Source organism: Methylotuvimicrobium sp., assembly GCF_050611805.1.
GTDB lineage: Bacteria > Pseudomonadota > Gammaproteobacteria > Methylococcales > Methylomonadaceae > Methylotuvimicrobium.
This window is the reverse complement of the sequence record NZ_JBNGHF010000023.1, coordinates 20,736-43,614: the sequence shown is the minus strand read 5'-3', so window position 1 is coordinate 43,614 and position 22,879 is coordinate 20,736. Positions and strand designations below refer to the sequence as shown.

The window sequence follows — 22,879 nt, the reverse complement described above, 5'->3', positions numbered from 1 at the left end:
TTTTCTATGTTAGTCAAATTTCGGTGCCGAGGTGCCCGTCAAAGGACGCCGTGAACCCAGCACCTAAATTCCATAGGTCATTGGCAATGATTCAAAATCATGGCTTATTTAGGTGCTGGATGAATTATGCAAGATAGTTACCATAGCCAAAAGGCTATGGAATTTAGGTGCTGGGTGAATACGTCCATGTAGGCTCTATGATAGCATCCATGCTATCAAAGCCTTTATCGAACACCATGGCACCTCCTACGCTAATGCCGAAATTTGAAGTGCGACAGGTATAATGAGGTTGCAATGTAGGGTTTGGCCGCAAATAACTTACCTATTTTATGGAGGGTTCGGTAACTCGATTGACAGGTGTCGGCAGGGAGCTGCCGTCAAGCCTACATGAACGTTATGATAAACATCAATCGCCTTCAGCCAATGCGTGTTCCGGCGGAACCAATTGTTCTCCGCCGGATAAACCGGACACGACTTTGATACGATTGTCAGGCAAGGTGCGGCCTAGGCGGACGAAACGGCGCTCGATTTGGCCGTTATTCAGTATCCAGACGACATCGAGTTGACCGACTTGATGCACATAGTCTTGCGGAATCGAAAGCAATCGCTCTTCGCCTTGCGGAATGCGGATTCGGACAAACAGGCCGGGGTACAAGCCGGGGCGGCTGTCGATGCGCATTTTGATTAAAAAATTACGCGCGCCGGGGTTGGCAGCCGGGACGATTTCCTCGATGACCGCAGGTAAGGTCAGTTTCAACGCGTCAATGCCGACTTCGAGTGTTTGTCCGGTTTGTAGCCCGATTGCGACCGATTCGCGGATATAGGCTTCGACACGGAGTGCCGCCGGGTCGTACAGCGTCAGCAGTTTTTTGCCCGGATAGGCGACTTCGCCGGGTTCAGCGTGCCGATCTATGACTCGGGCCGGAAAGGTCGCCCGAATTTTACTGAAATCCTGAATGGATCTGGCTTCCTGTAGCTGCGATCCGGCCGCCGCGCGTTGCGATTTGAGGCTTTCATAATCGCTCTTGGCCGCATCCAGCGCTGCTTGCGTCGCGCTTTCTTGAGCGAACAGTTTTCGGGTGCGCTGGTAATGCGCCTCGGCGCCGGCTAGGCGCGCGTTCAGCGCATTAATGTTTTGTCTCGCCTGCGCGGTTCGGGCGGCAATGGCTTCATCGTCGAGCGTAATCAGTAAATCGCCAGGCTTGACGCTATCGCCCGATTTAACATGAATCGATTTGATACGAGCCTGAATCTGTGCGCTGATATCGCCGGACTGCTTCGATTCAAGAGTGCCGGTGGCCTTTTCGAAGACCGGTACCGTCACTCTTTCGACCGTTAGGCTCGGGCCTTGATAAGCCGGACCGCTCGCTAAGGTTTCGGGTTTGATTTTGCTTTGAAAGGCGCCTGCCATCCACAGAATCATCAATAACAATATTAGAAGAGTTACAGCCGATAAAGCCAGCGTTTTTATATTATTCGGTAGAGTCATGTTGTGGCATTCTCGCTTTTGGCATAGATCAAATAATAAACGGCAGGTATCACGAACAACGTAAACAATGTCGAGGCGATGATGCCGAAGATAATCGCTATCGCCAAGCCGCTGAATACCGGGTCGAGCACGATAACGAGGTTACCGAGTAAGGTAGTTCCGGCGGTCAATAATATTGGGCGCATTCTGATGTTGCCGGCTTGCCGTAAGGCGTCCTTCAATCCCAGTCCTTCGTTTCTGGCTTGTGTGATGAATTCGACCAAAATCAACGAGTTTCTGACTACAATGCCGGCCAGAGCGATCATGCCGATCATCGCGGTTGCGGTGAATAGGACCGGGTCGGGACTGCCGTTGATAAAACGTTCGCCGAATTGATTCAACATCCAGAAGCCGGGCATGATGCCGATCACGGTCAGCGGAATCGATGACATGATGATCAGGGACAAGGTGGTCGAGGCGGTCTGTATCCGCAATACGAAAAAGATACCGACCAGCGCGAAAGCAAAGGCGATGCCCATGTCGCGGAATACGTCGACCGTGATTTTCCATTCGCCTTCGCCGGTCCAACCGATCGTGATGTCGTCGGGTAATTGCCAGGGAATGCCGCCGCCGGAATTTAGAAACGTGCGGCTATCCCAATCCGGTGCCGAAGTTTTCGTACCGTTCAAATCGGCATTGATATCGGCGATCACTTCGGCGGGCGTGCGGCCTTCCAGTTCGGCCATGACATAGACGACCGGTTTCAAGTCTTTGTGATAAATCGATTTATCGGTTTCGGATTCGACGAAGGAGCCCAATTCGGCCAGCATCAAGGCTTCGGCGGCCGGGTTTCTATCGGGCTTGATCGGTAATACGCCCAGATCGCGCCGGCTACTGCGAGCGCTTTGCGCAAGCCTGAGTTTAATCGGGACTGGGCGGACTTCGCGTTCGAGATGGAAATAGCCGGGAATATGGCCTCGATTCGCAAGGCCTAAGTTCATGGCCAGGTTTTCGGTGGAAATTCCGGCCAGCGCGGCTTTTTCTTTGTCGGTTTCGAAACGCCAACGCGGTTGGCTGTCTTCAACGCTCGAGTCGATATCGACGACAAAGGGTTCCTTCGCCATTCTAGCCATGACGGCTTGAGCGGCCTGGCGTTGCCGTTCGTAAGGCGTTAGCGTGCCGCCGTAAATTTCGGCGACCAGTGTGCTGATGACCGGCGGGCCGGGCGGAACTTCGACGACCTTGACCGAAATGCGGTCGAAATTGAGCGGCGCCAGCAAAGCTCTGAGTCTTAAGAGTACGGCATGCGATTGATGTTCGCGTTCTTCCTTAGGCGCCAAGGTCAGGCGGATATCGGCCAAATGCGGCGCGATGCGGTAATCGTATTGCCGGACCAAGCCGTTGAAGTCGATCGGCGACGGCGTGCCGGCAAATGCCGCGATCGCCTTGACCTCAGGCAAACGCGCGGCAATCGCGGCGGCCGAACGGGTAACGGCGGCGGTATGTTCGAGCGTGCTGCCCTCCGGCATGTCGACGATGATCTGCATTTCGTTCTTATTGTCGAAAGGCAGTAATTTTAAAGGTACTAGGCGCAATACCGGCAGTAGTGCGGTCAAAACGAACAAGACCAGCATCGCGATGATGACGATCCAGGCTGACTTGCGATTGGCGATGCAAGGTTCGATCAGTTTTTCATAACGGCTAGGCCCGGTTGTCGTTTCAAGATCGTCTTCGGCCGGTTTCAAAGCCTTGCCGGCTAGCCACGGCGTCACGATGAACGCCGTAACCGTCGATAGAATGACCGCTACCGGCACGTTGAATGCCATTGGCGCCATGTAAGGCCCCATCATGCCGGTAATGAAGGCCAGCGGAATGAAGGCCAGGATGATCGTGATCGTCGACATCAGCAGCGCCGGCCGGATTTCGGCGATCGCCGCGACGATACGTTCATTCAAACTACCTTGGCCGAGGCGCATATAGCGTTCGACATTGTCGACGCCGGTGATCGGATCGTCGACCAGCAACCCGAGCGACAGGATCAGCGCGAATAAGGTCACGCGGTTGATCGTATAACCGAAAAACATATCCAGCGCCAAGGTGGCGCCGTAACAGACCGGAATCGCTAAACCGACCACCAGGGCAGGGCGCCAGCCGAGAAAGATACCGATGAATAACACGACCGTGATGACCGCGAATGCGAGGCTCGTGGTTAGGTTGTTGACTTTTTCATCGGCGGTTTGGCCGTAATCGCGCAAAACTTCGATGCCAATTTCGGGCGGCAGCAATTCTTGTTGCAACTGCGCCAATTTACGATGCACATTTTCGGCGACCGCGACCGCATTGGCGCCGCGTTTTTTCGCGACCGCGATCGTGATCATCGGGTAATCGTCCTTGAAATCGGCGGATAAGGGGTGCCCGTCGGCAAACTGAATCCAGCTGTAATGATCCGGTTCTTCCGGGCCGTCGGTGATTTCGGCGACATCGCGCAGATATACCGGAATACCGTCGACGGTATTGACGACCAGCGTGCTTAATTGTTCGACCGTTCTGACGAAGTCGCCCGCTTCCAATTGAATCGAGCGATTGTTGGCCGAGACGAGTCCGGCATTATGCAATTGATTGGCTTGTCGAATGGCGCCTGCCACTTCGATAGCCGTGGTTTTCCGGGTTGCCATGCTTTGCGGGTTGAGCATGACATTGATCGTTCGGGCGCGCCCTCCGACCACGTTGATTTGATTGGTGTCGGTGATTTGCTGCAATTGCACGGTAATTTCGTCGGCAAAGCGGCGCAATTCATAGTCGCTGTACAAGTCCGGCGCCCGGCTCCAGAGCGAAGCCAATACGATCGGCACGTCGTCGACTTCGGCCGGTTTGACTTGCCATTCGGTTACCGCCGCCGGAATTTGATCTTGATTCGAATAGAGTTTGTTATAAGTATTTAATAAGGCATCTTCCCGGTCCTCGCCGACAAAAAACCGCAAAGTTACGATGGCTTGACCATTGCTCGACCTCGAATAAACGTGTTCGACACCAGTAATTTGAGTCAGTAGTTTTTCCAAGCGCAAAGTAATCTGCTTTTCGACTTGTCCTGCGGATAGGCCCGGAGCAGCAACGATGACATTGGCCATCGGCACGACGATTTGCGGTTCTTCCTCGCGCGGCGTAAACGTCAGCGCAATCGCGCCGAGCGCCAAGGACAGCGTAAAAAAGAATACCGGCAGGCCGCCTTGCAGCGCGTAAGCGACAAGGCGGTCTAGCGGGTGATTGAAGGATGCGGAAGAAGTAGTCAATTTGGTTTAATATTAGTGAACTCTAATATAATAATTTATAGCATAGCTAGCATAGTCTTTCAATCAATTGTTTCGGTCCATTGGCAACGCTTTTTGACAAGTTTAGAGGTATTGGCGTTGCCGATGCCTTTAGCGATCAAAGCTACGACCCGTTTATCGGTGTTGTAGCCGATGTGAGCATCGAGCGGATTGGCAAATTTTCCTAAACCGAAAGCGTCAAAAATTTTCGCGACGTTGATGTTGATATTCGTGACATCGGCGCACAGTCTCGAGTCAATATATTTATCGACAAAATTCTGCTGTATCGCATAGCTCAATAAATCGTTCGGGTCGCTGAAAGCAATGATTGGCGTTCCGCTCAGAATTCTTTTATCGTAATGTTCGCCTTCGGGGTTGCAATAAGCGTTCTGTTGGCTATTGATTTCCGGTACTTGACGGCCTAGTTGCAACATCGGCAACTGATTCGACATCATGTAAATCGGAATGACTTTTTGTTGCAGGGCTTTTACCAAATCTTTCGGGCGGTCGAGCTCGGGCCTGAAACTGCTATCGCTAAAAAACCGGGCAAGCCGTTGCAATCCGTCGATTGTGATTCGGCTGCCGAGACTATGCGATACGACAGCGTATTGGTCGTTTTTTAAATTTTCAACCGCCGCTAAATCGTCGAAAGTACAGCTTTTCGCTTGCTGATCGGGTAAATCGTCCCATAAGCCCTTGGTCATCCAGCAAAACGATTGCGTAAACGAAATCAAAATGTCTTCTCGGCTATCGCCGAGATAGATAATCGGATCGGGGCCGGTATCGTTGGAAAATCGTTTCAATAAATCGTTGACTTCGGCACGGCGAAAGGAATACTCGCCGGAGTTGTCATAGGCCAGAATCGCTTTTTGTTGAGCGGTGATTTCGGACCAGGTTAGCTCGTAAAACAATAATTCTTGATCGCGTGTCTTGTTGAGTAAACGATGAATTCTCAAATTGCCGAGTTTTTTCGATTCGTCCAAGGGGTCGCGCAGAAAAATGTCTTTGTTACGTTTAGCTCTGACAGTTAGGTTCAGTGATTTGGCGAGCTTTTCGAGAAATTGCGTTGAATAGCCCGGCAGTCTATCGCCGACTCCATGGACCATCAGCACTTTCATTTTACCGCCCGCATTATTTAGATGCGGCTTGATGCCTTCAAAAGGGCTGCCGGTAACTTCACATAATCGGGTATCGGCGGCTTCTTGTTTTTCGAAATAAGCTTCGGCGATGCCTCGTCCGAAACTGGCGCAACCGCTGGAAAGTATACTGAAAATGAGAATAATGAGAAGAGGGGCGATTTTTTTCATGGCAACAGGTTTTGAAGAACATTAATATAAATTACAGAACAAAGGTAACTATTCAGTCCCCTGGCAATTAGCGTTCCCACGCTCTGCGTGGGAACGCCTGAGTACCGCTCCAGCGGTACGAGACGCTAAAGCGTCTCGGTCTTCATTCCACGTCGGAGCGTGGGAACGATAGGGGCTGTGAATAATTACAAACAAAGTCTACTTTAAATAAGTTATTTAAACTTCTAATTTCACTTTTATTGTCGAGTCTATAATGGGGCGTTGAGAAAATAAATAGTAACGAATTTTTTAGGGTGTAGGTGTTAGAATTGGCTCAGTATGCGGTATTAGTTGAAAACCCCGCCACTACCGGAAACACTTATCAATCCAAAGTGAATTGTAGGGTACGCTGCGCGTACCTAATGTCAGCACAAGGTAGCACATAAGGGCGTTTTAAACTACGGGTAGGACTGCTGTGGCATGTACAGCGTCCCTTGCAGTCTTCACTTTCAACTATTAACGCTAACATAGTCTTAAACTTATATCTTATGTGATTCAGAATGGAGACAAGAGTCGAACTAATATGTTTAAAACCGGGTTTATCCACAAATGAATAGTAGTAGGCTTTATTTTTTTAAAAGCGCCATCGTGGCTCTATTTGCTTTACTTGTTCAAAATCAGTCCTTTGCGCAAGATCTTATTGAAGTTTATACGCAAGCCCTGGAAAATGATCCGCTATTAAAACAAGCGCTTGCACGGCAGTATGCCAACGCGGAATTCAAGGATCAAGGTATTGCACGTTTACTACCCACTATTTCGGCGACCGGTGCCAGTAGCCGGGAATGGCTTCACAACAAAAAAGCCGGTGGCTTCGATTTTCGAGGTCCGCAGACTAATCAAGAGTTTTGGAATAACACTTTTAGTCTTAATTTTGTGCAGCCGGTTTTTCATTGGGATCACTGGATACAACTAAGTCAGTCGGATAACCAAATTGCTCAGACCGAGGCCGAATATTTGGCTGAGCTGCAGAACTTAATGGTTAAAATCACCGAGGCTTATTTCAATGTGTTGTCTGCCCAGGATGGTTTAGACTTTGCTATTGCCGAAAAAAATGCGATTGATCGTCAACTGGAACAAGCTCAACAGCGTTTCGAAGTCGGTTTGATCGCGATTACCGATGTTTATGAAGCGAAGGCTGCTTATGATTTAGCCTTGGCCAATGAAATCGAAGCGGATAATAATCTCGATAATCAAAAGGAAGCTTTACGTGAAATCATCGGCGAATTTGACGGGGAGCTTAGTCCCATAGGAAAAGAGTTGCCGTTGATTGTCCCCGAGCCCAATGAGATGAAGGCATGGAGCGATGCGGCGCTAAACGGCAACTTTTCGATCATTTCGGCATTTAATCAGGCCGAGTTCGCCAGGAAATCGGTCGATTTGCAAAATAGCGGTCATCTACCGCAATTAGATATCGTCGGTTCCTATGGCGTGTCGGATAATACCAGTACTTTCGGTTTTCGCGGCGATACGCAAAGCATCGGTTTGCAATTGAATGTGCCGCTATTCGAGGGAGGTGCTGTGAATTCGCGAACTCGGCAAGCAAGGCAAGAGTTTGAGGCAGCCAAACAAAATCTGATCGCGGCAAAGCGCGCCGTCATACGACAGGTGAACAATGCCTACCGAGGCGTGAATGCCAGTATCAGTCGCGTCGACGCATTGAAATCGGCCGTTAAGTCGGCGGAGAGCGCGTTGGAAGCAACCGAGGCCGGTTTGGAAGTCGGTACTCGAACCATGGTTGAAACATTAGCCGAACAAAGAAACCTTTATCGTGCAAAACGAGATCATGCGCGCTCGCGTTACGATTATCTGATCAACAGTATTCGTCTGAAACAAGCGGCCAGCAGTTTGAGCGAAAATGATTTGGAATATATTAACTCGCTACTGTCGCATTAGCATTATGATAAATCCGGGGAGGGCGTTTAGGAACCTAAAAAAGCAGGTGCTTGTAAAATATAGCAAAACGATAAAGTCTTGTGCGAGTTGCCGTAGTCGCTACAAAAATCATAGTTCCAGGAAGTTATTTATCGCGAAATCCTAAAGACTGTCGACATCATTCTGCCTCTTTCATAGTTTCTATCGCCCCTGCGTGGGATGCATACCGATCTTGCCTCGACAACCAATATATGGGTTCCCACGGAGGACTGTGTGAACCAGAAATAATTCTTTCCCCATAATTGATTCTTTAAACAAAAATGTCCCAAGTCTCTAAAAATATTTATATCACCGGTGCCGAACAGGGCAGCGGTAAGTCGGTCATCATGTTGGCTATGATGGAAATGTTTTCCGGTTTTGCCCAAAAGATCGGTTTTTTTCGCCCTATTATTCATGCCGGAGAGGAAAAAGACGACTTGATTGAGCTGGTAAGCTACCGTTATCAGCTCGAATGGCCTTACGAATCGATGTACGGGTGCACCGATGAGGATGCTAGGCGCCTGCTGGCTCATGATCGTTATGACGATTTAATCAAACTGATTCTCGCGAAATACCGAAGCTTAAAAATTCAATCGGATTATGTAATTTGTGTTGGTTCCGACTATAAAAGCGGAGAGTCGATTTTTGAATTTGATTTTAATGCCGATGTCGCGAATAATCTGGATTGTCTTTTGATGCCGATCGTTCAAGGTGGTAACCGATCCAATGATCAGATAATCGATACTTTGGCCGGGATCAGACATGATGTTCAGGAAAAAAATGCAGCCCTATTGGCAACGGTGATCAATAGTGTTCCGGCGGCTCAGGTTGGCGAACTCAGAGACCAATTCGGACACGATCCGCAATCCAACTTTCCTGTTTATGTCGTGCCCTCCGAACCGTCACTGGAAAAGCCCAGCATGGGAGATATTGCCAGATCATTGAATGCAAAGTTTTTATCACATGATTTCGAAACACTCAATCTTGAAGTTTACAACTACAAGGTTGCAGCGATGTTGGTTTCGGATTTTCTCGACTACATTGAGAAAGGCGATTTGATCATTACGCCCGGGGATCGTTCGGATATCATTCTGGCTTGTTTGATGGCTTATCACTCGAAAAGTTATCCGCAAATTGCCGGTTTACTGTTGACTGGAGAGCAAGAGCCCGCGCCGCAGGTGCAATACTTAATCGAGGGATTAGGCGCTTTGCCGTTTGCCGTTTTAGGTGTCGCCACCGACACCTTCACGACGGCGATGAACGTTACTCGAGTACATGCGCGTTTAAATTCCAATAATGAACGCAAGATCGCTACGGCCTTGAGTTTGGTCGAAGATAATATCAACATGCAGGAGCTACAGCAGCGCCTGTTTACGAGCAAAACGCCGCGCGTGACGCCGATCATGTTCGAATATGAAATCTTACAGCGCGCTAAAGCTAATCCGCAGCACATTGTATTGCCGGAAGGTGGGGAAGAACGCATTTTAAGAGCGGCCGAAATTCTTTTACTAAGGGGAGCCGTCAAGTTAACGTTGCTAGGTAATGAAGAAACGATCAGGCAAAAAATCGCTGCGATGGCTTTGCAATTGGAAGACATCGAGATCATCGACCCGATGACTTCCGAACTGCGTCAGAAATTTGCCGAAACTTATTTCGAGTTACGCAAGCACAAGGGCGTTCATTACGAATTGGCGTTTGATCTCATGACCGATGTCAGTTTTTTCGGGACCATGATGGTACATCATAATCTTGCCGACGGCATGGTTTCCGGATCGATACATACGACCCAGCATACGATCAGGCCGGCCTTTGAAATCATCAAAACCAAACCGGGAACATCGATCGTCTCTAGCGTTTTTTTTATGTGTTTGGAAGATCGGGTGTTGGTTTACGGGGATTGCGCGGTCAATCCGAATCCTAATTCCAGGCAACTGGCCGATATTGCGATTAGTTCAGCGCAAACCGCCGCAATGTTCAATATCTCACCGCGCGTTGCGATGCTGTCTTATTCAACCGGCGCTTCCGGAAAAGGCGAGGCGGTCGACAAGGTTAGGTCGGCAGTGGAGCTGGCTAAACGCTTGAAGCCGGAGCTGAAACTGGAAGGGCCGATTCAATACGATGCGGCGATCGATAGCAGTGTTGCGAAGACCAAAATGCCGGACAGCGAGGTGGCGGGGCGAGCGAATGTATTTATTTTTCCCGATCTGAATACCGGCAACAATACTTATAAAGCAGTTCAGCGTTCGTCCGGTGCGATTGCCATCGGGCCTATTTTGCAAGGCTTGAATAAACCCGTCAACGACTTAAGCCGGGGTTGTACCGTAAACGATATCGTCAATACAGTTGTGATCACGGCGATACAGGCTCAAGAAACCGGTCGAAAACCGAAGGCTTAGGATTATTGTCATTAAGTTAAGGGATTTTCCGTAGTCGTGTGTTTAAGACTGAGGATTTCGTGACAAATAACTTTCTGGAATCATGAGGCGCGTAGGGTACAGGGCAAACGCATTAAAACACTATAGAAAATCAAATAGTTAAAATAATCCTTTTTTCCTGGTTAACTATAAGATTTAGTTTGAAACCTAAATAAGGCTTTGTGTCGCTATCGCGACGCTTATGTGTAGTCGGTTCGCGGACCGACAGCCGCGATACTGCTACGAAACCCATCCATGGGTTTCGCCCTGCGGGCCAGCTAAAGCTGTTCAAAATCGCTCCAGGCGATTTTGTCTTTGCTTGTCCAAAGAAAAGTATCCAAAAGACCAATCCGCCGGGAGCGGATTGGGACGCCAAAGGCGCACGAAGTGCGAGCGCCCGGATGGCGCGAGTCAGCAGACACCCGGAGGCCGCTGCATCCTGCGCGCTGACGATTTTTCCGAGGGTTTTCGGAAGGCTCTGTTCGCGTTAGCAGTTGAAACGGTCCTCTTTCCTACTCTAAATAAACCCATTAGGAAATAGCCAATGATTGCTTTCCGATACACTGAGCGTAGCAGAGGGTACGATTACTCGCTTGACAGGACGCCGTGAATACGTCCATGTAGGCTTGACGGCAGCTCCCTGCTGCCGACACCTGTCAATCGAGCAACCGTACCCTCCTTTCAACCATTGGCGTGATATTGAAAAAAGGAAAGTGACTAAGAGTTGTATCCTTGGGTTTCATGTTGGCTTTCAGTTCATAAAGTATCAACTATTAACGCGAACATAGCCTTTCGGAAGGGCTATCCCTAGCCCTCCGAAAACGAGCGGCATCCCTGCCGCTCCCCTAACGGGCTATTCTCGGCAAAATCGCCAGTGCTCGGCGCGGCCTAACGGGGCCCAGGGAGGGGTGCCATAAGTTAAGCCGAATTGACTAAGCGTTCTAAGAAACAGGTTAACATATTGATATGTTGATTATTTTAATGCGTTTGCCCTGGCGTAGGGTACGCTATGCGTACCATGGTAACCCCACCATGCTAACCAAGCCCTTATGGTTTGATCTGAGCAGGGATTCCGTGCTTAACGGCATAGAAGTACGCGCAGCGTACCCTACGATTTGTTTATAACGATGGGTGCTTTGTGGGAACGATTGAAAACCGAATTGAAGGACTTATTCAATAGTTTGTGGATATCGATAGCAGTGTGGCTAAGCCTAAAATGCCGTAGCCGCTTTTTTCAGTCGGTCGTTGATTGCATGCCATTCATTGGATTCTGGTGGTTGCTCGACCAAGATGATGTCCAATCTTTGGCGATCCAGTTCGCGTAGCGCTGCGTACAAACCTTGTGCATAAGCTTCGGCAGTTTCAGGTAACTGAATGATAGTCATCGATGAATTCCATTCGAAGCGATAAGCCAGTAAACCGATTTTTTTTCCTTGTTCGGCCAATTGCCTTATCGTGTCGTTCAGTTGCTCGGATGGGCACAAACGGGTTGGGGTCGATGGTGCGTAATGCACGGCCATTTGTCCGGGCGCACGGGGCGTATCGTTGTTCGTGGTGCTTATCTCGGTCAATTCGCATTGCAGAACCTGTTCGATTTCGGCTTTAGAGATGCTGCCCGGCCTTAGCAGCAAGGGGCTTGCACCGCTTAAATCGATGATGGTCGATTCGACTCCGACTCGGCAAGGTCCGCCGTCTAGAATCAAATCGACCAACCCGTCAAGTTCTTCGGCCACATGCGAGGCTTGCGTTGGGCTTACGCGCTTGAATCGATTGGCTGAAGGTGCGGCAATGCCGCCGCCGAATGCTCGCAAGAGTCGCAAGGCAACCGGATTATCGGGAATTCTCAGCCCTACTGTATCTTGTCCGCCGGTGACTTCATTCGGTACTTCGGGACGTTTCTTTAAAATTAAAGTTAGCGGTCCCGGCCAAAAGCGTTTTGCCAGTCGTTGAGCTGTTTCCGGGACCATGTTTGCCCAGTCCGATAACTGGGTGGAACTTGCGATATGGACAATCAGAGGATGATCTACCGGTCGGCCTTTGGCCTTGAATATGCCGGTTACGGCCTCGGCACTGCCGGCGTCGGCGCCAAGACCGTAAACTGTTTCGGTCGGGAAGGCGACTAAACGGCCTTGATTCAACAATTCAACCGCTTTAGCGATTGCGGCATCGTCGGCAAAAACCGTTTCGGTCATGTTCTTATGCGGCCTCGATTTCCACCAACACTTCATCCGGATTGGCCGGTTCGCCTTTGACGACATGCACGGCTTTTACGGTACCCGAAATCGGTGCAGTGATTTCCGTTTCCATCTTCATTGCCTCGGTGATCAAAACAGCTTGGCCGGCTGTAACTGATTGGCCGACTTTAACCAAGACTTCGAGAATGTTGCACGGCATACTGACTGTGACATCGCCTTCCGAAGATGGGCGGCGACGTTTACTCGAAATTGTGCTTTTTACCGCTCCATGCGTACCGCCGTCCAGGACGATTTCGTCGAGTGTTTCTACGACGATTTCTTCAGGTACGCCGTCGACCATGAAATAGAAGTGGCGAAGACTTTGATTTTTAGGTCCGGCGCCAGTCACTTTGACATGATATGACTCGCCGTGCAGCGCGACATTGAATTCGGTCGCCGCTTTTTGTACGGCGTCGGTTGCTTGAGTTTCAATTTCCAACGGTTCGGGAACCAAGTTATCGTTCGAGCGTTGCTCTAGAAATTGTTTGCCGACTTCCGGGAACATCGCATAGCTGAGTACGTCTTCGTCACTCAAAGCCAAATGGCCGATTTCCGAGCGTAAATGTTCGAACTCGGGCTTGAGTAGATCGGCCGGGCGGCAGTCGATAGGCTCTTCCTTGCCGATGGCTCTATTTTGTAGACTCTCGTTGACCGGGGCCGGGGCCTTGCCGTAGCCGCCTTGCAGGTAACGTTTGACCTCGTTGGTGATCGTTTCATAGCGTTTGCCGGTCAATACATTCAATACGGCTTGCGTGCCGACAATTTGCGATGTCGGCGTGACCAGCGGAGGATAGCCCAAATCTTTACGAACTTCGGGAATTTCTTTGTAAACTTCCTCGATGCGATCCAATGAATTGCGTTCGCGCAATTGGTTCGCGAGATTCGAGATCATGCCGCCCGGCACCTGAAAGACGTGCACACGCGTGTCGATGCCGGTGAATTCGCTCTCAAAGCGGCGGTATTTCTTGCGCACTTCGGCGAAGTAGTTGTTGACCGTTTGCAGTTTATCGAGGTCGAGACCGGTGTCGTAATCAGTGCCTTTCAAAGCCGTGACGAGGCTTTCGGTCGGTGGATGGCTCGTTCCGCCGGACCAGGACGACAATGCGGTGTCAATGTGCTCGCAGCCGGCTTCGACTGCTTTGATTTGACACATTTCGGCGAGTCCGGAAGTGGCGTGTGTGTGTAGATGCAACGGTAAATCAATCGTATCTTTCAGTGCTTTGACCAGTTCCGAAGCCGCGTAGGGCGTTAGCAAGCCGGCCATATCCTTGATTGCGATCGAGTCGCAGCCCATCGAGGACAGCTCCTTGGCTAATGTCACAAAACTGTTTACATCATGCGCGGGACTGGTCGTGTAGCATAGCGTCCCCTGTGCATGTTTACCGGTCGCCTTGGTGGCTTCTATCGCAGTTTGCAGATTGCGTACGTCGTTTAACGCATCGAAAATGCGAAAGACGTCCATTCCGTTCGCGGCGGTCCTTTCGATGAAAGTCTTGACGACATCGTCCGAATAATGGCGGTAACCGAGCAGGTTTTGCCCCCTTAGCAGCATTTGCAGGCGCGTGTTCGGTAATGCGGCTTTCAGTTGACTCAGGCGTTCCCACGGATCTTCTTTAAGGAATCTTAGGCATGCGTCGAAAGTCGCACCGCCCCAACATTCAAGAGACCAGTAGCCGATATTGTCGAGCATTTCACATGCTGGGAGCATGTCTTCGGTACGCAGTCGCGTTGCGATCAGTGATTGGTGGGCGTCACGCAATATCACATCGGTAATTTGAACTTTTGGCATTTTGTATCCTATTGAATCTTGTCGGCAGTCAGTTTTTTGAATCAGGAAATCACAAGCCGGTATGTGAAGCCATCGCAGCGGCGATGACACTTGCGAGCACTTCCGGGCGAGGCTTATTCGAATAATTAATTAATTCACTATGTTTTTCGACAAAGCCGGTATTGAAACAAGCCGTGCGGAATTCGGGGTGTTTCAGGATTTGTAGATAATACGGAATCGTCGTTTTGATGCCGAATAAGCCCATGTCTTTTAGCGCACGTTCGCCGCGCTGAATGGCATCTTCCCAGGTTAATGCATTGACAATGACTTTTGCGACCATCGAGTCGTAAAACGGCGGAATTTCGTAGCCGGTGTAAATCGCGGTGTCGGTGCGTACACCCGGTCCGCCTGGCGCGTAATAACGCGTAATTTTGCCGAAGCTCGGTAAAAAACTGTTCTTCGGGTCTTCGGCATTGACGCGAAATTGGATGGCATAACCGCGACGAACGATTTCATGTTGTTTAAAACGCAAAGGCAAACCAGCTGCGATACGGATTTGCTCCTCGACGATATCGACGCCGGTCACGGTTTCGGTGATCGTGTGTTCGACCTGAACGCGCGTATTCATTTCCATAAAGTAGAATCGGTCGTTATCGTCGAGCAGAAATTCGACGGTGCCGGCATTGGTATAGCCGACCGATTTTGCCGCGATCACGGCCAAGCCGCCGATGTATTGGCGCTGCGCTTCGTCGAGTTGAGGTGAAGGCGCAATTTCGATCAGTTTTTGATTGCGGCGTTGAATCGAGCAATCGCGTTCGTAGAGGTGAATCGCATTGCCGTGGTGATCGGCCAGAACTTGTACTTCGATATGCTTCGGGTTAACGATGCATTTTTCAAGAAAAACATCGGCGCTGCCGAAGGCTTTGGTCGCCTCTGAGATTACGCGGCTGTAATTACGTTGCAGTTCTTCGGCATTATCGCAGCGGCGAATGCCACGGCCGCCGCCGCCGGAAGTCGCTTTCAGCATGACCGGATAACCAATCGATTTGGCCACCTCTAAGGCTTCTTCAACCGATTCGAGATTGCCTTCCGAGCCAGGGGTGACCGGAATCCCGGCTGCAACCATCGCTTTGCGTGCTTCGGTTTTATCACCCATACGATGTATGACTTCTGCCTCGGGACCGATAAAGATCAAGCCACGTTCCTTGCAGGCTTTCGCGAATAAGGCATTTTCGGACAAAAATCCGTAGCCCGGGTGAATGGCATCGCAGCCGGTCGCTGCAGCCAGATTGACCAAAGCATAAATATTGAGATAACCGGACATCGGTTCGCTGCCGATACAATAGGATTCGTCGGCTTTTTTAACGTGAAGGGCGAAACGGTCAGCTTCCGAATAGATCGCGACGGAGCGAATGCCCATTTCGGCGCAGGCGCGAATGATGCGCACGGCGATTTCGCCGCGGTTGGCAATCAGTATTTTACGTAACATAGGTTAGACGTACCCCGAAATTAGGATGGGAATTGAGGGCTGGAATTGGATTTTACAGATATATGCAGGCTTATATCTTAAAGAAATTTATCGAAAGATTTAAGTATTAATTATATCAGGTTGGAAAATGCAATAAAGTCATACTTCTCGGACATTAAGTTTAGATGCCTCCAAATGCTAGTGCCGAATGTTGATCTACGATGGGTATTCTTGAGCGACTTATCTTGATTGACCTATAAATAAATCCTTACCGCGCAATAGTTCGGCAAACTCATTTGCCGGTAGCGGTTTGCTGAAATAATAGCCTTGTATTTGATCGCATTGATTCTTTAGTAAAAACTCCAGTTGTTCCCTTGTTTCAACACCTTCGGCGATAGTTTTAAAACCCAGGCTTTTAGCCATGCTAATGATGGCAGTGACGATTGCTTCGTCTTCGGGGTCGCGGCTCAGTTCGCGTACAAACGATTGGTCGATTTTAAGCTTGTCTATTTGGAATCGTTTGAGATAAGCGAGCGACGAATAACCGGTTCCGAAATCGTCGATCGAAAGTGAGATGCCGAGCTGATGAAATTGACGGAGTAGGCTGATCGTGCGTTCGGAATTATCCATGGCTATACCCTCGGTTAATTCGAGTTCCAGCATTGCCGGATCGAGCCGATTCATCTGTAATTGTTGGGCGACTTTTTCATAGAGCGAAGCTTTTTGAAATTGTAGTCCCGATAGATTAACAGAAACCGGAACGACAGGCAGTCCTTCAGCCTGCCAATCGGCGACTTGGCGAATTGCGGTTTTCAGCACCCAGTCGTCTATTTTTAAAATCAAGCCGCTTTCTTCGGCGATAGGGATAAACTGTCCCGGCGGAATCATGCCTTTTTCGGGATGCTGCCAGCGAACCAGTGCTTCGCAACCAATTATCTTCGAAGTTTTTATATCTATCAGTGGTTGATAATGGAGCCGCAGTTCATTTTGCTCAAGAGCCAAACGCAGTTCGTTTTCGATTTGTAATAAACGGTTGGCTTGTTCGTGCAATTGACGAGTGAAAAATTGAAAATTGTTACGACCCGTTTCTTTTGCTCGGAATAAGGCGGCGTCGGCGGCTTGCGACAGTTGCTCGAAGCTGTTGCCGTCTTGTGGAAATTCGGCAATACCGATACTAGCTGTCAGGATCAAACGTTGATCTTCGATAATAAACGGCTGGGTGATCAGTTGTAGAATGGTCTGGGCAACATGGGCTGTGCTTTCGGTATCAGTGTTCGGCAGTAATAAAATAAACTCATCGCCGCCCTGTCGGCATAAGGTATCGTTAGGGTGTAAATGATCGATTAGCCGATCAGCAATTTTAACCAGCAATCGATCGCCGATAGCGGGACCTAACGAATCGTTAATAATTTTAAAACGGTCGAGATCGATAAACATCAATGCAATGCGTGCATGCGCTCTTTTGGCGCCGCTTATTGCCAGTTCGGTTCTATCGCGGAGCAGACTGCGGTTAGGTAATTGAGTCAATGTGTCGAAATGGCTCAAAAATCGGATGCGCTCCTCGGCTGCTTTATGTTCGCTCAGGTCGCTCATGATGCCGATATGATGAATGATTCGGCCTTGCGGGTTCCGAATAGCCGAAATTGAGAGCCACTGTGGATACAGATCGCCGTTTTTTCGGCGATTAATAACTTCGCCTTGCCAGTGTCCGCGTTGATGAATTTCCTGCCAGATGTTTTCATAGAATGACTTATCTTGTAAACCTGACGAGATCAGACGAGGATTCTTGCCAAGCGCTTCCTCTGCTGTGTATCCACTGAGTTCGATATAGGTGGGATTAGCCGAAATAATGTTGTTTTCAGAGTCGGTAATGATGATGCCTTCGCGACTGTATTCAAAGACTTGTGCATGTAGCCGTAATTGTTGTTCGGCTTTTTTGCGTTCGGTTAAATCGCGTAAGATCGCAAAATAATGTCGGCCATCAAGAGCGTGAACACAGGCTTCGACCGTAAACTTAGAACCGTCCTTACGCTGACAAGTCCATTCTTCAGCATGCGCCGTATCGGAGATGATTTTATCGGCGCAGGGAGTCGATTTCGGCAATTCATCGTGAGTCAATATGTCTTGTAGCTGCAAGTCCAACAGTTCTTCATGGCGATAACCCAATAGCCTTAATGCGGAAGGGTTGGCGTCGATGAAGCCATGATCGGTTTGGCGAATCAGTAGTAAGCCGTCTCCCGATTGATCGAAGAGTTGCCGGTAGCGCTGTTGAGCGCTTGTGCGGCCTTTGGCTAGTTGCCAAGTTAGCATTCCGAGTAACAGCGTTACCGTTATACCTGTCTTGGCGATGAATGCAGGGTGATGTTGAGAGACGCCGGCTTCGAAAGCCGGAGTGCTGCGCATTACCAAGGTCCATTGACGACCCGCGATATTGATTTGACGCCGTGTTTCCAGTCTGCTGTCGCCGGATAGCCGATCTGTGGCTAATTCATTCGAGTGATACATTAGTGTTTGATTCGATTGAGGTTCTCCGTCATGAATTTCGAGTTCGATATTCGGATTGAGCTCTTCGTGCAATCCGGCCATCAGATCGTTGATACGAAAAGGTACGTCGACCCAGGCCGAAATGGCGGATTGACGGTCTCTTATCGATTCGAGGCTCTCCTTTTTGTTGTAGATAGGTAAATACATCACAAAGGCGTATGAATCGGTTTTATCGGCATCCTGTATGAGAACAATTCTTGAAGTAATGATGACTTCGCCGGTGTCGCGCGACCGTTGCAAGGCTTCTCGTGCGGCGGGCTCGGTGTAGATATCGAAGCCTAAGGCTTTCCGATTTTCCGCTGTCGAGGGTTCGAGGCGGATAATGGGTGCGTACTTTTCTCGATCGCCATCAGGTTTGATCTGGTAGTTCGGTATGTTTTGTTGTCGAATCTTGGCGATATGACGGCTTTTGTCGGCATGTGCGACAGGTATCGCCAGCCCCACTGCCTGAATGCCGGGCAAATTGTTTTGAATTTGCAGCGCGCTTACATAATCGCGGAATTCCTCTAAAGTGACATCGTCCGAACCATCAAAAAAGCCTTTGACGCCTTTCATGACGACTTTATAGGTATTGACTCTGTTGTCGATAATATGGGTAATTTGATTTGCCGATAATTCGAAAGCGGTGCGAATATTATCCGAGTCTGCCTGGCTTGCGTGTCGCCAAGAAAAAGCGGTAGTGCTGAGTCCGGCAAGCAGCATTAGACTAGTCAGTAATTGAGGCGTCCATCGACGAATACGGGTGCCGAGGGTGGTTTGATTGAAGCCACGAGTCATACAGTCAGGAGTGTGATGATGAGGTAAGTATAGCAAAAGGCTACGGCTAGGAAGCATCGATTTTAAAGCAAGGCAGGCGCTTGCGTTCGATTTGCTTCGGGTTTGATGGGGGGGAATTGGCTATGTATGCGGCAATTTTCTATTTGAGTGAAAAAACGGTGTGGAGCATGCTTGGCGAGGGTGTCGGCATGAATGCATATTTTTGCTTTATGCAAAATCTGCATTCATGCCATCCCTGTAATTCAGCAATTGCCGAGGAGCAAACGAAACCTCCATAAAATAGGGAGGTTATTTACGACCAAACCCTAATACTCCATTAAATCAATACCGTAAATTGACGTACGAAAGGTATATCTCAATGCTTGATCGGCTGGTTTATTTTCCCCAAGTATCTCGTAGCGTGACGGTTCGGTTGAAGACCGGCTTGTCGGGGGTGCTGTCTGTCGCATCGAGGCAGAAATAACCCATGCGCTCGAATTGGAAACGGCTTTCCGGCGGCGCATCGGCAAGGCTCGATTCGACGCGCGATTCGGTTAGGATTTCCAGCGAATCCGGATTCAAAGCGTCCAGAAAGTTATCGAGCGAATCGGGATTCGGCTGACTGAATAGCCTATCGTACAAGCGTATTTCAGCAGGTACGGAATGGCGTTCGCTGACCCAATGAATCACGCCCTTGACTTTACGACCTTCCGGGTTTTTACCTAATGTGTCCGGATCGTAACTGCAATGCAGTTCTATGATTGAGCCGTTTTCGTCTTTTACGATATGGTCGCAACGGATCACGTAGGCGCCGCGTAGACGAACTTCGCCGCCTTCGACTAGGCGTTTGTACTTAGGCGGCGGATTTTCGGTGAAATCGTCCTGTTCGATATACAAAACCTTGCTGAACTCGACTTTACGCGTTCCGAGTTCCGGTCTTTGCGGATGATTGCCGAGCTCGAGCGCTTCGACTTTGTCGTCCGGATAGTTATCGATGATCAGCTTTAACGGGCGTAGCACCGCCATCGCGCGTGGGGCATTTTCATTCAAATCTTCGCGGATACAGTTTTCCAGAACGGCCATTTCAATCCACGAATCTTTTTTGGTGATGCCGATGCGTTCGCAAAAGTCTCGTATCGCGGCCGGCGTCACGCCCGCGCGGCGTAGGCCGGCGAGTGTCGGCATGCGCGGATCGTCCCAGCCGCCGACATGTTTTTCGGTAACCAGTTGATTCAGTTTACGCTTACTTACGATACTGTATTCGAGTTGCAGTCGCGCGAATTCGATTTGCTGCGGATGACAGTCTATCGTAATGTTGTCGAGCACCCAATCATAGAGCGGTCGATGGTCTTCGAATTCGAGCGTACACAGCGAATGCGTGATGCCTTCGATTGCGTCGGAAATGCAATGCGTGTAGTCGTACATCGGATAGACGCACCACTTATCGCCGGTGCGATGATGATGCACGCGGCGAATCCGGTAAATGACCGGGTCGCGCATGTTGATGTTCGGCGAAGCCATGTCGATTTTCGCCCGCAAGACGTATTGCCCATCGGCAAATTCGCCTGCGCGCATGCGCGTGAACAAGTCCAAGTTTTCTTCGATGGATCGGTTGCGGTCCGGACTTTCCTTGCCGGGTTCGGTTAGCGTGCCCCGGTTCTGACGCATTTGTTCGGGCGTCGAGCTATCGACATAGGCTAAGCCTTTTTGAATCAACTCAACGGCGTAATCGTAAAGCTTTTCGAAATAATCGGAGGCATGGCGCAGTTCGTGCCATTGAAAGCCTAGCCAACTCACGTCGCGTTCGATCGCTTCCATGTATTCGATGCTTTCTTTTTCGGGATTCGTATCGTCGAAACGAAGGTTGCAGGTGCCCTGATACTCACCCGCGATGCCGAAATTCAAGCAAATCGATTTGGCATGGCCGATGTGTAAATAGCCGTTCGGTTCCGGAGGGAAGCGCGTGGCGATTTTGCTGTTATTTTTGTTTTGTTTCAGATCGTTATTGATGATCTGGCGAATGAAATTGGAAGGCAGCGTTTCGTTTGATGACATGAGCGGTCAAATAAGTGATGGGTAATAGTAATGCCGAATTCGGATTTGAAAATATCGCGTTTAGGATTTCGTGATAAATAACATCCTGGAACTATGAGCTTTGTTGAGGGTTCGATAACTCGCTTGACATGGCGCCGTGAACCCAGCACCTAAATTATCTAAGATAGTTAACCATAGCCAATGGGCTATGGAATTTAGGTGCTGGGTGAATACGTCCATGTAGGCTTGACGGCGGCTTCCCCTGCCGCCGACACCTGCCAATCGAGCTACCGAACCCTCCATAAAATAGGGAAGTTATTTTCGACCATATCCTTAATGGCCAATTTCCTTATTTCGAACTGAAAATCGATTAGCTTCGTTTAAGGTTCGGGTCTTATCTGTCGAGAAATCCGGCTTCTAAATCAGCAAAATGCAATCTGAAAAGGAAGGCGGGTGGGATTTAGGGCGTATGGATAACCCGATCCGTAAAAGCTTTATCCTAGTAAAAACAATTCACCATGAAGATCATGGAGTTAATTCAATAACTTGTTATATGTTTGCATAGAACTTTCGTTCACCAAAAAGGTTAGCGAGAATTATTAGGTAATTTGTTGAAATAATTGATAAACTTCATGTGTTTCATGGTTAAACTGCCGAATTTAGGTTTATGATAGCTCCTTGCGGCGAACATTCTTACCAAATAAACCATATACTTCTAAAATTAGGAGTATTAACGAAATAAATAGGCACAAAATGACGGGCAATACTACTGCAATTCCCGATTTTCGTAAAGCGAGCTGATCAACCGCAGCGATTTCCAGTTTGAAAAATTTCGCCTTATTCAGGATGTGGGGCATGCCTGTCGAGGAGTGCCGTAAACCCAGCGTCTAAATTATCAAAGGTAGTTAACCATAGCCAACGAGCTATGGAATTTAGGTGCTGGTGAATGCAGATTTGCATTACGCCATGGATGGCGTGTATTAGGGCAATGCAGGAGCAAAAATCTGCCCTGCCGCCGACACCTGCCAATCGAGTTACCGAGTGTCCCCCATAAATAAAGGGAAGTTATTTACGACCAAATTTTTAGGCACTGTCGAAATTTGAAGAACGAAAGTTATAGATTATTGCTTTTCTCGCTGCGACAAGCTGTCGCGCGTCAATTGGTCATATTTTCAAGGGTTTTTACGCTCTTTATAATGCGTACAACTCTTGATTAATTGCGTTATGCAAGCTTTCCTCCTAAAGGGTTTTAAGAGTTTCCCAAGCGGACAGTTTCTGTCCGCTTTTTTTTGCCCGTCATAATGCAATGTTGACTAAAGTTGCGTTATTCGGTCAGCGTTTGCACTCCATTCGATTTTTCCTAAGTTATTGGTTATTCTGACGTTCCTTGCGAATGGCCTGCAAAATATCCAGTCCTTTTTTGCGTTGAATCCGGATGATTTCCAATTCGGTTTTATACAACTTCGTCAGTTCCTGATCGGTGGTTTGTTCGAGCGCTTCGGTCAATTTGCGTTCCTTTTTTTTCAGTTTGCGGAGAACGGTTTTTAGTTCCTTGCCATAGTGTTTGGTTTTTTTATGCTCCGGATCGAAGAAATGTTCCAATTGGGTTAAAAATTTTGCCTTCATGA

The 22,879-nt window shown here is 49.0% G+C and carries 11 protein-coding genes; 2 read left to right on the top strand and 9 right to left on the bottom strand.

Features of this window, described 5'->3' with window-relative positions; all coding sequences use genetic code 11:
- Nucleotides 1-406 precede the first annotated feature (406 nt).
- The 3 genes from ACRJJO_RS12655 to ACRJJO_RS12645 are packed head-to-tail and all read right to left on the bottom strand — an operon-like array spanning nt 407 to nt 6,083.
- Nucleotides 407-1,489 carry an efflux RND transporter periplasmic adaptor subunit gene (locus ACRJJO_RS12655; protein ID WP_431066083.1) on the bottom strand — a complete coding sequence of 361 codons (1,083 nt, stop codon included), beginning with the start codon at nt 1,487-1,489 and terminating at the stop codon, nt 407-409.
- Nucleotides 1,486-4,758 carry an efflux RND transporter permease subunit gene (locus tag ACRJJO_RS12650; RefSeq protein WP_431066082.1) on the bottom strand — a complete coding sequence of 1,091 codons (3,273 nt, stop codon included), beginning with the start codon at nt 4,756-4,758 and terminating at the stop codon, nt 1,486-1,488. Before ACRJJO_RS12650 ends, ACRJJO_RS12655 begins: the two co-directional genes overlap by 4 nt.
- Nucleotides 4,759-4,817: 59 nt before the next feature.
- The gene (locus ACRJJO_RS12645) at nt 4,818-6,083 is read right to left on the bottom strand and encodes a hypothetical protein (RefSeq protein ID WP_431066081.1); all 1,266 of its coding nucleotides are present in this window, start codon (nt 6,081-6,083) and stop codon (nt 4,818-4,820) included.
- A gap of 588 nt (nt 6,084-6,671) precedes the next feature.
- On the opposite strand from ACRJJO_RS12645, the gene ACRJJO_RS12640 reads away from it, so the two are divergent.
- Both ACRJJO_RS12640 and pta read left to right on the top strand, forming a co-directional pair.
- Entirely contained in the window at nt 6,672-8,015 is a 1,344-nt protein-coding gene (locus ACRJJO_RS12640; RefSeq protein ID WP_431066080.1) for a TolC family outer membrane protein, read from the top strand.
- 299 nt (nt 8,016-8,314) lie between these two features.
- Nucleotides 8,315-10,429 carry a phosphate acetyltransferase gene (pta, locus tag ACRJJO_RS12635; protein WP_431066079.1) on the top strand — a complete coding sequence of 705 codons (2,115 nt, stop codon included), beginning with the start codon at nt 8,315-8,317 and terminating at the stop codon, nt 10,427-10,429.
- A gap of 1,229 nt (nt 10,430-11,658) precedes the next feature.
- On the opposite strand, the gene ACRJJO_RS12630 is transcribed toward pta, so the two are convergent.
- The 6 genes from ACRJJO_RS12630 to ACRJJO_RS12605 all read right to left on the bottom strand — a co-directional run bounded on the left by ACRJJO_RS12630 (nt 11,659) and on the right by ACRJJO_RS12605 (nt 22,877).
- The gene (locus ACRJJO_RS12630; RefSeq protein ID WP_431066078.1) at nt 11,659-12,639 is read right to left on the bottom strand and encodes an L-threonylcarbamoyladenylate synthase; all 981 of its coding nucleotides are present in this window, start codon (nt 12,637-12,639) and stop codon (nt 11,659-11,661) included.
- Between the two features lie 4 nt (nt 12,640-12,643).
- Nucleotides 12,644-14,470 (bottom strand): sodium-extruding oxaloacetate decarboxylase subunit alpha, encoded by a 1,827-nt coding sequence (gene oadA, locus ACRJJO_RS12625; RefSeq protein ID WP_431066077.1) that lies wholly within the window; start codon nt 14,468-14,470, stop codon nt 12,644-12,646.
- Nucleotides 14,471-14,519: 49 nt separating this feature from the next.
- Nucleotides 14,520-15,938 (bottom strand): acetyl-CoA carboxylase biotin carboxylase subunit, encoded by a 1,419-nt coding sequence (locus ACRJJO_RS12620; protein WP_431066076.1) that lies wholly within the window; start codon nt 15,936-15,938, stop codon nt 14,520-14,522.
- A 219-nt stretch (nt 15,939-16,157) separates the two neighbouring features.
- Nucleotides 16,158-19,238 (bottom strand): bifunctional diguanylate cyclase/phosphodiesterase, encoded by a 3,081-nt coding sequence (locus ACRJJO_RS12615; protein WP_431066075.1) that lies wholly within the window; start codon nt 19,236-19,238, stop codon nt 16,158-16,160.
- 375 nt (nt 19,239-19,613) lie between these two features.
- Nucleotides 19,614-21,272 (bottom strand): glutamine--tRNA ligase/YqeY domain fusion protein, encoded by a 1,659-nt coding sequence (locus ACRJJO_RS12610; protein ID WP_431066074.1) that lies wholly within the window; start codon nt 21,270-21,272, stop codon nt 19,614-19,616.
- Between the two features lie 1,344 nt (nt 21,273-22,616).
- Nucleotides 22,617-22,877 carry a hypothetical protein gene (locus ACRJJO_RS12605; RefSeq protein ID WP_431066073.1) on the bottom strand — a complete coding sequence of 87 codons (261 nt, stop codon included), beginning with the start codon at nt 22,875-22,877 and terminating at the stop codon, nt 22,617-22,619.
- Nucleotides 22,878-22,879: the final 2 nt, after the last annotated feature.